The following is an 11,059-nucleotide window of genomic DNA, read 5'->3' as shown; positions in this document are numbered from 1 at the left end:
GCCGTTGATGACCGAGAGAATTTGGCGCAACACAGATGAAGATGGCGACCGACTACGGCGACGTCAGGCCGAATTTCTGGTTCACAAAGGGTTCCCATTGCAATACATAAGCGCTATTATAGCGAGAGAGAATCCGATCGCCGAGAAAGTGCGGTTAGCCACCGGGAACCTGATACCCGTTTACGTTAAGTCGGAATGGTACTACTGATCCGTATCAGAGAGGAGGTGCAGCCTTGTTGCACATAACTGAAGGCAATCTTCTAGAGTCCAGTGCTGAAGCTATCGTTAACACAGTTAACACAGTTGGCGTAATGGGGAAAGGTATCGCCTTGCAGTTCAAGCGAGCCTACCCTGATAATTTCAAAGAGTACGAAGCCGCTTGTCGTCGCGGGGAAGTAGTTATTGGTCGAGTCCTCATTCATCAGACCAACACCTTCGATAATCCGCGCTTCGTCATTAACTTCCCAACTAAGCGCCACTGGCGCTCACGATCCAAGATTGAAGACATTGAGGCAGGGCTTGATGATCTGAAGAGGGTGATTCTCGAGAAAGAGCTAAGGTCGATTTCCGTACCTCCACTCGGGTGCGGTAACGGCGGGCTTCCATGGTCGAAAGTTCAGCCGCTGATCGAACTGAAGCTTGGCGATATCCCAAACGTAGATGTTTACGTATACGCGCCCACAGGGACCCCAGACGCCTCATCGATGCCAGTAAGGACGAAGCGACCGAAACTAACACGATTCGGAGCTGCGGTACTTCTAGCATTCAAGAAATATATGGCGTTGAGCATTGAAGCCGGCCTGTCGGTTGAGCCAAAACTATCAATGCTAGAGGCACACAAAGTTGCATATTTTCTGCAAGTTAGCGGATGGCCTCTCCGGCTCAACTTCGACCAAGGGCACTACGGACCATACGCTAAGGATTTGGATCTCTTCATAAGTAGCGTCGAGGGTCACTTCATCCGCGGCTTCGGTGACGGCACCGGGGGAGCTAAAGCGACCCTTACACTTGATCCGTCCGTTCTCAACGAGGCTGCGGAGATGTTGGGAACCGACAAAGGCTATCAAGAAGCGCTTGATCGCCTAGAGAGTGTTGTCGGTGGCTTCGAGTTTCCTTATGGCGTCGAGCTGCTCAGCACGGTTCATTATGCGGCTTCGGTTGAACATCCTTCTGACCACAAGCTTCAGATGATCATTGATCGCATCGCGGCGTGGTCACCTCGTAAACGAAAGCTGTTTCGTCCCGAGCAAGCAATGGTAGCCTACGAACATCTCGAACGATGCGACCTGATTCCTCGTTAATCGCATAAATAGAACGGCACGTCAAACGGACCGTCGTCGGTTCGGACGGCGTCGGGGAGGTCGGTGTAACTGCCTTCGGTGAGAACTTCGTGGAATTGGTCGGCGACCGTCGCCGTAGGAATGGCGGCGAAGACGGAGCGGATGGGGCCGTCGAAATTGAGCAGCAGGGCGTCGGCATTGGTGAGGATCTGTCGTAACGTCTTGGGGTCGTCGATGAGTAGGTCAGAGGGTGACTCTGTGGAGACGGTAGTTCCACAAGATGTCGAACCAGGTGCGGGCATGGTCGACGTATTGGGAGCCGGTGGAGGTGTCATCATCGTTGGCAGAGTGGTGGAGCAGGACGGCGTCTTTGCCCATCCAGGCCGTAGATAGTCTGGGGCTGTTCGCCGAGGGTGATGATGTGTTCGCGGACGGGTAGAAGCCAAAGAACGCTTCCTCGCCGTTGATGATGTAGGGCTTGAACAGTGAGCGGCGTGGCGGTTGTGGACGGTCGCGGTGGCTTTTTGACCAGACCGAGGCTGCCTAGTTCGTTGACGGTGTCGGTGATCGCGCCGAGTAGCGGTGCATGATGCGGGTTGCGCCGACGCGGACTCGTTGCGGTCGCCGAGATCGTCTGCGCGACATGAGTTGGCGAGGGGTGCGGTGGTGTCGGGGACCAGGATGCGCACGGTGATGCACTTCGGCGGAGTCGGCCACGATCCAGCCACGTTACCGGATGCTCGTGCTGTTCGGCGCTTTCACGAGTCTTCGATTCGGTGAGCTAGCGACGATGACTCATCATGATGTCGACCTCGACAAGTCCGAAGAGCGCGGCTGGCATGCGGATCGTGGCTATCCCAAGGATCATTCTCGATGAGTTGCGGGAGCACCTGGAGCAGTTCGCCTAGAGCAGACCGGCCGGGGTCGTGTTCGTCGGGCCGCAGGGTGATCGGCTCCAGCGACACAACTTCCGGAAGGTCTGGCTCGCCGCACTGCTGACACGAAGATCACGAAGGTGGACGTGCACTTCCACGATCTCCCGGCGTACCGGGAACGAACTCGCGGCACAGGCCGGCGCGTCATCCAAGGAGCTGACGGCCCGCATGGCCACTCATCGACACAAGCGGCCTTGATCTACCTGCACGCCACACCCAAGCGTGATCGCCAAGGAGATCAGCAAGCGTGTGACCAGGGCGCGACAGCGAAGGGCAAGCGTGCCCGCCGGAAGGAGCGCGATAGATCCGAGGGCACGCGGAGTGAATAGGCGCGTCCGCGCAAAGGTTCCAGGCGGCAGGATTGCCCTGCTGACCTGGGCCTTTGCCCCCGGGTGTCTTCGTGGAGACGAGGGGAATCGAACCCTAACCTCTGCCTTGCAAAGCGATCCATGGTAGCGGCATAGCCTGGCGAAACCCCTGCTGACCTGCTGCTAGAGCCGCTATTTAGTGCCGATTGGTGCGGGTCAGTTGTCATCAGTCATAGGTGGCATGTCCCCCCGAGTGTCCCGTGGTGGTCCGGTGTGGACGTGCATGCGGAGGTCGTCCTGCCGCCCATCGGTGGGCGACTAGTCGGTGGGGCCAGCAACCTGCTCATGCGTCGGTGGCCATCCTGGGCGAAGAAGGTGTTCATTAACACCAGCTACCTTCCAACCGCGGTCGACGGTGGTTACAAGCACGCTGACGGACCGGGCAGACGCGCCTGGAAGCAACTGGTGGTATCCGTTCGTGTCAACCGTGAGGTCCGGTGTGTAGACCAAGCGCACCAGCTCAAGGTCCGGGCCAAGCGGCCTGGGGCGCGATCCCATACCGAGGTCCTCGAAGCGAACGTCGCCGAAGCTTCTCGCGATGGTGCGAATCTGCACCGTGCGCATGTTCATGGAGAGGTCGTCGTCTGGGCGTGCTTCCAGTAGCCGTTCCACCAGCCGATCGCGATCGAGACCGCCCGCCCAAGGGTCGCTGATCACAGCGGGGTTGCTGTAGATCCACATTTGTGCAGACCCAAAGCGGAACTCGGCCGAGAGCGCGTTCCAGGCCGGTTCGACCTGCTGTTGCAGTACATCACACACCCAGTCCATCGCGAACCGATTCGGACCTGTGGTGAGTTGAGCGAACTCCTCAGGCGACAGATCGGGAAAGCCGGCGTCGGTCACGCTGGCAACCTTAATCGAGGAGGGTGTCCCTGCCATCTCGTCGACCTGGCGTTAGCCCGATCGCGCCGTGTCAAGGGGGCGCGTCGCTCGTGAGCTGGGTTGCTGCTGGGTCGGTCCCCTCGACGCGGTGCGATAGCCCTCGTGGAGGTCGATGGGGTGGCAGGTTGTTCCCGACGAACGCGACGTGACTGCGGTCCCTACCATCTCGGAGACCGCCGCCAGCCGCACGCCCAACGCGCAGTGCCGGTCCGGCCATAGGCACAGCGGGCCAGCGGCGGCCGCCTTGAACAAAGTAGAGAAAGTCCTCAGCGGATCACGGTGCGCATGGTGCTGTGGTCTCCGCCGTGATCCAGTCCAGGGTAGGACGGATGCCACCGATGATCGGAAGGACAACCACACCGGGGACGCATATGGGTGCTCCTGCTCGATGCGGCTCACCACAGCGTCGGCCAGGCTGCGGCGCGTATGCAGGCTCGCCCAATGCTCGGTCCGGCGGCGCAGCTCATCCCGCCACCAGTACATGCTCACGATGGGCGGAAACAGGTACGGGAGGTCGGACCGGCCGGGTTCCACCCACACGAGCTACGCCACACTGCCGCGTCCCTCGCGATCGCGTTCTGAGCCGACGTCAAGGTTGTCCAGCAGATGCTGGGGCACAAGACCGTGACCATGCCCCTTGACCGCTACGGCCACCTGTTCCCAAACCGGCTGGACGAGATCGCCGACCTCATGGACTAGGCGGCGGGAGGTGCCCGCAGTGTGCCCCAAGAATGATCTTGAGTGGACAAGGGGTGCCCGTGACCTGCTGGTTCTTCGTGGAGACGAGGGGAATCGAACCCCTAACCCCTGCCTTGCAAAGGCAGTGCTCTGCCAATTGAGCTACGTCCCCGGCCAGCGCGGGGTTGGGCCCGCGCTGAAGCTGGCGGGCGCGAGGGCTCGCCAGCGTTCGCAGCTGAGAGGTGTCAGGCCTTCTTGCCCGCGGTAGGAGCGGTAGCCTCGCGCCACAGGTCATCCTGCGCCTTGGCCGACTTGTTGCGGCGGATCACGAACAGAACGCCACCAGCCACAGCCGCCAGTGCGAGAAGCTTCTTCACGTCCATTGCCTCCTTCGGCAAAACAAGGCCTACTCCGCCCGCAACCCCTGTGATCCGTGCGGACGGCTCCACAAGTCTGCCACACCCCCACCTGAAGGGGGCGGGAACCCAACCCAAGCCTCAGAACCCAAGTTCCAGAACCCAAGTTCCAGAACCAAGACTCAGAACCAAGATCCGGTACCCAAGCACCTATCCCTGGCAACCAAGGTGGGTCGGAACCAAGACCCGGTACCCGAGCACCCTATCCCTAGCAACCACGCTGGATCGGAACCAACCGCACCGTGGGGGGCATGGGGGGCTCGACCCCCCAACATAATGAGAAGGACGACCCAAGCGAAGGTGCAAAGCACCGAGCAGGGTCGTCCATCGTCCGTGGGCCTAGGAGGACTTGAACCTCCGACCCCTTCGTTATCAGCGAAGTGCTCTAACCGCCTGAGCTATAGGCCCCGGATGCGTTGAGAAGACTACAACACCCGCATCACTCGCGTTCCGCCAGGGTTACTTCCAGGCCTCCTGCCAGGTCGGCCGACACGTTGTAGATGAAGGCGCCCACTGTTGCCAGTGCGCTGAACAGGACGATGTTGACCGCGCCGATGATGGCCGCCACGCCGAAGACGCGGCCGGCGCTGATGAGGGGTTCGACGTTGTCGCTCGAGTCGCCCTGTAGGAGCTGGTCGGAGACGTTGTTCAGGTTGTCCCACACGCCCATGCCGTCCAGCACGGCGTACAGGATGCCCACCGCCACGAGCCACACGAAGAACAGCGCCACGCCCAGCACCAGCGACAGCTTCAGCACCGACCACGGGTCGAAGCGCTTGATCTGCAGGTTGGCCCGTCGCGGGCCGCGGCCCGGGCGGCGCAGTGCGCTGGGGGCGGCCGCACCCACCGCGTGGAGCGGGCCCGTCGAGGACGGGTTGTTGGTCGTGCTGTCCAGGTTCACCGTCGTGCGGCCGGCGGCGGGGATGCCGCCCGGTGGGGTGGACAGGCGCGGCGGGTTGTGCGGCACGTTGACCGTCGGGGACTCGTTGCCGGCGAACGCCCGTGGTGCGGCCGTGCCGGTCACCACCGGGCGTTCCACCTGCACCGTCTTCTCCCCGGAGCCGGGGGGTGGGGTCGGGGCGTGCGGCTTCTCGGCCTGCTGTACCCGCTGCCACGGCGGCGTGGCGCCGTGGCTCAGCTCCAGGTCCTCCGCGCCGGCCACCTGTGTGGTGGCCGGCGGCTTGTGACCATTGCCATCGTGATTACCACCGGCGGCCTGGTCGACCTGCTGGGCCGGGCCGCTGGTGGCGACGGCGGCCTTCTGGTCCGCCTCCGCTCCCTGGTCGGTGCGTCCGGGCTTCTCAGGTGGTGTCACGCGGATCCCCTACGTGTGTCGCGGCTTTACTCTGGTGACTGTGCGGGCGTGTCGCCGTCCTCGGCGGAGGGCTCGCCGTCTTCGGTGATGACGCCTTGCTCCTCCGGTACGTTGCCTTCCGCCGGCAATTCGGCGGCGTCGGTTGCCGCGGTGCCGGGTTCCGGTGACGCATCCTCCGCGCTGCGGGCGATCGCGACCAGGGTGGTGCCCTCCGACAGGTTCATCAGGCGCACCCCCTTGGTCTGCCGGCCGGCCCTGCGCACTTCCCCGGCCGAGGTCCGGATGACCCCGCCCGCGGAGGTGATCGCGTACAGTTCGTCGTTCTCCTCGACGATGACTGCACCCACAAGCCTGCCACGCTTGCTGTCGTACTGAACGGTGAGCACGCCCTTGCCACCGCGGCCCTGGACCGGGTAGTCGTCGATGGGCGTGCGCTTGGCGTAGCCACCGTTGGTCGCGACCAGCAGGAACGTGCCCGAGCGGACCACGCCCAGCGTCAGCAGCTCGTCGCCGTCGTTGAACCGCATGCCCAGCACGCCGGACGTCGCGCGGCCCATCGGGCGCAGGGCCTCGTCACTCGCGTGGAACCGGATGGACTGGGCGCCGGCGGACACCAGGAGCAGGTCGTCCTCCGCCGAGCACAGCACCGCGCCGACCAGCTCGTCGTCGTCGCGGAGGTTGATGCCGATCAGGCCGCCGGCGCGGTTCGAGTCGAAGTCCGACAGGCGGCTCTTCTTGACCAGCCCGCTCTTGGTGGCGAGCACCAGGTACGGGGAGACCTGGTAGTCCTTGATCTCGATGACCTGCGCGATCACCTCGTCCGGCTGGAACGCCAGGAGGTTCGCCACGTGCTGGCCGCGCGCGTTGCGGTTGGCCTCGGGCAGTTCGTAGGCCTTCGCGCGGTAGACGCGGCCCTTGTTGGTGAAGAACAGGATCCAGTCGTGCGTGGAGCACACGAAGAAGTGCGCCACGATGTCGTCCTGTTTCAGGCCGGCGCCCTGCACGCCCTTGCCGCCGCGCTTCTGCGCCCGGTACAGGTCGGTCTTGGTGCGCTTCGCGTAACCCGTCCGCGTGATCGTGACGACCACGTCCTCGACCGCGATCAGGTCCTCGACCGACACGTCGCCGTCGAACGGGATGATCTGGGTGCGCCGGTCGTCGCCGTGCTTGTCGACGATCTCCATGAGCTCGTCGCGGACGATGCCCCGCTGGCGCTCCGGCTTGGCCAGGATGTCCTGCAGGTCGGCGATGACCTTCTCGATCTCGGCCAGCTCTTCGATGATCTTCTGCCGTTCGAGGGCGGCCAGGCGGCGCAGCTGCATCTCGAGGATGGCGTTGGCCTGGATCTCGTCGATCTCGAGCAGCGCGATCAGACCGGTGCGGGCCTCGTCGACGGTCGGCGAGCGGCGGATCAACGCGATGACCTCGTCGATCGCGTCGAGCGCCTTGACCAGACCACGCAGGATGTGGGCCCGCTCCTCCGCCTTGCGCAGTCGGTAGCGGGTGCGCCGGACGATGACGTCGACCTGGTGGCGGACGTAGTGCCGGATCATCTGGTCGAGCCGCAGCGTGCGTGGCACGCCGTCGACCAGCGACAGCATGTTCACGCCGAAGTTGTGCTGCAGCTGCGTGTGCTTGTACAGGTTGTTCAGCACGACCTTGGCGACCGCGTCCCGCTTGAGCGTGATCACGATCCGCATGCCGGCACGCTTGGACGACTCGTCGTCGACGTTCGCGATACCGCCGACCCTGCCGTCCCGAACGAGCGTCGCGATGTTCTCGATCAGGTTGTCCGGGTTCACCTGGTACGGCAGCTCGGTGACGACCAGGATCGTGCGGCCCTTCTGGTCCTCGTCGACCTCGACGACCGCACGCATGCGGATCGAGCCGCGGCCGGTGCGGTAGCAGTCCTCGATGCCTCGGGTGCCGAGGATCAGACCCTTCGTCGGGAAGTCCGGCCCCTTGATCCGCAGCATCATCGCGGCCAGGGTCTCGTCGTCGGAGGCGTCCCAGTTCTCCAGCGCCCAGACGACACCGGCCGCGACCTCCCGCAGGTTGTGCGGCGGGATGTTGGTCGCCATGCCGACCGCGATGCCGTTGCTGCCGTTGACGAGCAGGTTCGGGATGCGGGCCGGGAGGACCGTCGGCTCCTGCGTCTTGCCGTCGTAGTTGTCGGCGAAGTCGACGGTGTCCTCGGTGATGTCCTGCAGCATCGCCATCGCGAGGGGCGTCATGCGCGCCTCGGTGTACCGCATGGCGGCCTGCGGGTCGTTGCCCGGGGACCCGAAGTTGCCCTGACCGTCGATCAACGGGTACCGCATGGACCACGGCTGCGCCAGGCGCACGAGGGCGTCGTAGATCGCGGAGTCGCCGTGGGGGTGGTAGTTACCCATGACGTCACCGACGATGCGGGAGCACTTGACGTGGCTGCGCTCCGGTCGCAGGCCCGTGTCGTACATCGAGTACAGGACGCGGCGGTGGACGGGCTTGAGGCCGTCGCGGACGTCCGGCAGCGCTCGGGACACGATGACGGACATCGCGTAGTCGATGTAGGAGCGCTGCATCTCCTGCTGGATGTCGACCGGTTCGGTGCGGTCGTTCTCCGGTGGCACAGGCGGCAGTGTCTCGGTCACGAAGTTCCTTTCAACGCGCGTTCCGACGACTACACGTCGAGGAAGCGGACGTCCTTGGCGTTGCGGGTGATGAACGAGCGGCGGGCCTCGACGTCCTCGCCCATCAGCACGCTGAACAGCTCGTCCGCCTGGGCGGCGTCGTCCAGGGTCACCTGCAGCAGCAGGCGGTGCGCCGGGTCCATGGTGGTCTCCCACAGCTCGTCGGCGTTCATCTCGCCGAGACCCTTGTAGCGCTGGATGCCGTCGTCCTTGTTGATCTTCTTGCCGGCCTCGAGCCCGGCCTGCATCAGGCCGTCGCGCTCGCGGTCGGAGTAGGCGAACTCGGGCTCGGTGCGCTGCCACTTGATCTTGTACAGCGGCGGCTGCGCGAGGTACACGTACCCGTGTTCGACCAGCGGCCGCATGAACCGGAACAGCAGCGTCAGCAGCAGCGTCCGGATGTGCTGGCCGTCGACGTCCGCGTCGGCCATCAGCACGATCTTGTGGTACCGCAGCTTCGACTCGTCGAAGTCCTCGTGGATGCCGGTGCCCAGCGCGGTGATCAGGCTCTGGACCTCGGTGTTCTTGAGGACCCGGTCGATGCGGGCCTTCTCCACGTTGATGATCTTGCCGCGAATGGGGAGGATCGCCTGGAAGCGGGAGTCACGCCCCTCCTTGGCCGAGCCACCCGCGGAGTCGCCCTCCACGATGTAGAGCTCGCACTCCTCCGGGTTGGTCGACCGGCAGTCCTTCAGCTTGCCGGGCAGGCCGCCGATGTCGAGCGCGCCCTTGCGGCGAACCAGCTCCCTGGCCTTGCGGGCCGCCATCCGGGCCTGGGCCGAGGAGACCGCCTTCGTCACGATCGTCCGCGCGTCGGACGGGTTGCGCTCGAACCAGTCGGCCAGCATCTCGTTGCAGTTCGTCTGCACGAACGTCTTGGCCTCGGTGTTGCCGAGCTTCTGCTTGGTCTGCCCCTCGAACTGCGGCTCGGCCAGCTTGATCGAGATGATCGCCGCGAGGCCCTCGCGGATGTCGTCGCCGGTGAGGTTCTGGTCCTTCTCCTTGAGCAGCTTCTTGTCGCGCGCGTACACGTTGACCACGCGGGTCAGCGCGGCGCGGAAGCCCTCCTCGTGAGTGCCGCCCTCGGCGGTGTTGATCGTGTTGGCGAACGTGTACACCGACTCGCTGTAGCCGGTGTTCCACTGCATCGCCACCTCGACCTCGACGCCGTCGCCCTTCGCGTCGAACGCGATGACGCTCTGGTGGATGGCCTCGCGGGTGTGGTTGATGTGCTTGACGAAGTCCTCGAGCCCACCCGGGTAGTGGTACTTGCGCTCCTTGACCCGCGCGGCGTGGCCCTCGGCGTCCTCGTGGGTCTCCTCCTCGGCCACCCGCTCGTCGCGCAGGACCATGGTGAGGCCCTTGTTGAGGAACGCCATCTCCTGCAGCCGGCGCGCGATGGTCTCGGCGTTGTAGGTGGTGGTCTCGAAGATGCCGTCGTCGGCCCAGAACGTGACCGAGGTGCCGGTGTGGTCGGTGTCGCCGTGCTCGGTGAGCGGACCCGGCACCGAACGGTCGTAGTGCTGGCGCCAGATCTTGCCCTTGTAGTGGATCTCGACGTCGAGCTGGGTGGACAGCGCGTTGACCACGGAGACGCCGACGCCGTGCAGGCCGCCGGACACCGCGTAGGTGTCGCTGTCGAACTTGCCGCCGGCGTGCAGCTCGGTCAGGACGATCTCGACCGTCGGCCTCTTGTACTCCGGGTGCATCTCGACCGGGATGCCGCGGCCGTCGTCGACGACCCGCACACCGCCGTCGGCCAGCAGCGTGACCTCGACCTTCGTCGCGTAACCGGCCATCGCCTCGTCGACCGAGTTGTCCACGACCTCCTGGATCAGGTGGTGGAGACCGCGCTCACCGGTGGACCCGATGTACATGCCCGGGCGCTTGCGAACGGCTTCGAGGCCTTCCAGCTTCTTGATGGAGGACGCGTTGTATTCATGGTTGTTGTTCACCACGGGCGGAGGTTCTCCTGTCCGGAAAAGGGCCTGGCCGATCGCCTGTCTCAATAGTACTGGTGCGCGTCCACTGAAGGGGGGCGAACACACCCCTAGCTCCGTCACAGGCGCGTTCAACGGCCCTCGACCGACCCCGTACGCGTGCGGCGGTTCTACTTCGGCGATTTCACACCTTCCGGCCCGCCAGCGCCAACCGGGGTCACCCGTAGGTGTCGCGAGGCCCCCGGCCACGCACGTGCCGTGGCCCGTAGCGCCAGTTCGGAGCGGTCGGACCCAGCACTTTCAGGCGCTTGACCACGTCGTTCCCGACCCCGGCGGCGATCTTGGCGAGGAGCTGCCGCTGGAGCAGGCGCAGCTGCGTCGCCCATGCGGTCGAGTCGGCCTGCACGGTGAGTTCCGCGTCCTTCAGCTCCACCGGCCGCGCGTGCTCGGCGACGTCCGGGCCGACGATCAGGTGCCAGCGGTCGAAGAGGCGACCGGTGGTGAGCTGCCCGCTCCACCCGCGTTCGAGTGCGATCCGCCCGACGATCCGCCCGAGCGGCTGCGGGTCCCGCT

The 11,059-nt window shown here is 64.6% G+C and carries 9 protein-coding genes, 2 tRNA genes and 1 pseudogene; 2 read left to right on the top strand and 10 right to left on the bottom strand.

Annotation, left to right across the window (positions count from 1 at the left end):
* Positions 1-7 precede the first annotated feature (7 nt).
* A complete protein-coding gene (locus ACJ73U_RS18550) occupies positions 8-208 on the top strand; it encodes a DarT ssDNA thymidine ADP-ribosyltransferase family protein (RefSeq protein ID WP_407778901.1) in 201 nt (66 codons plus the stop codon).
* 25 nt (positions 209-233) lie between these two features.
* Complete coding sequence (locus ACJ73U_RS18545; RefSeq protein WP_407778897.1) at positions 234-1,301, top strand: macro domain-containing protein; 1,068 nt, start codon at positions 234-236, stop codon at positions 1,299-1,301.
* On the opposite strand, the gene ACJ73U_RS18540 is transcribed toward ACJ73U_RS18545, so the two are convergent.
* The 10 genes and pseudogenes from ACJ73U_RS18540 to ACJ73U_RS18495 form a co-directional block, all read right to left on the bottom strand.
* Positions 1,298-1,618, bottom strand: a complete 321-nt coding sequence (locus ACJ73U_RS18540; RefSeq protein ID WP_407778896.1) for a hypothetical protein — start codon at positions 1,616-1,618, stop codon at positions 1,298-1,300. The genes ACJ73U_RS18545 and ACJ73U_RS18540 overlap by 4 nt on opposite strands.
* 1,223 nt (positions 1,619-2,841) lie before the next feature.
* Entirely contained in the window at positions 2,842-3,426 is a 585-nt protein-coding gene (locus ACJ73U_RS18535; RefSeq protein ID WP_407778895.1) for a hypothetical protein, read from the bottom strand.
* Positions 3,427-3,477: 51 nt separating this feature from the next.
* Positions 3,478-3,948 (bottom strand): divalent cation tolerance protein CutA, encoded by a 471-nt coding sequence (gene cutA / locus ACJ73U_RS18530; RefSeq protein WP_407778900.1) that lies wholly within the window; start codon positions 3,946-3,948, stop codon positions 3,478-3,480.
* 294 nt (positions 3,949-4,242) lie between these two features.
* Positions 4,243-4,315 (bottom strand) — tRNA-Ala (locus ACJ73U_RS18525).
* Between the two features lie 91 nt (positions 4,316-4,406).
* Positions 4,407-4,520 (bottom strand): annotated as a pseudogene (locus ACJ73U_RS18520) (DLW-39 family protein); the annotation flags it as partial.
* Between the two features lie 373 nt (positions 4,521-4,893).
* A tRNA-Ile gene (locus ACJ73U_RS18515) sits at positions 4,894-4,967 on the bottom strand.
* A gap of 31 nt (positions 4,968-4,998) precedes the next feature.
* Positions 4,999-5,697: a DUF3566 domain-containing protein gene (locus tag ACJ73U_RS18510; protein ID WP_407778899.1), complete on the bottom strand. Its 699-nt coding sequence runs from the start codon at positions 5,695-5,697 to the stop codon at positions 4,999-5,001.
* Between the two features lie 203 nt (positions 5,698-5,900).
* Positions 5,901-8,507, bottom strand: coding sequence for a DNA gyrase subunit A (gene gyrA / locus ACJ73U_RS18505; protein ID WP_407778894.1), 2,607 nt, complete (start codon positions 8,505-8,507; stop codon positions 5,901-5,903).
* A gap of 29 nt (positions 8,508-8,536) precedes the next feature.
* A complete protein-coding gene (gene gyrB, locus ACJ73U_RS18500; protein WP_407778898.1) occupies positions 8,537-10,501 on the bottom strand; it encodes a DNA topoisomerase (ATP-hydrolyzing) subunit B in 1,965 nt (654 codons plus the stop codon).
* 202 nt (positions 10,502-10,703) lie between these two features.
* A partial coding sequence (locus tag ACJ73U_RS18495) for a DUF721 domain-containing protein (RefSeq protein ID WP_407778893.1) occupies positions 10,704-11,059 on the bottom strand: 356 nt, incomplete at its 5' end.

The organism is Actinophytocola sp. (assembly GCF_045807065.1).
GTDB lineage: Bacteria > Actinomycetota > Actinomycetes > Mycobacteriales > Pseudonocardiaceae > Actinophytocola.
The sequence above is the reverse complement of the archived record's forward strand: the minus strand, read 5'-3'. Positions and strand labels throughout refer to the sequence as shown.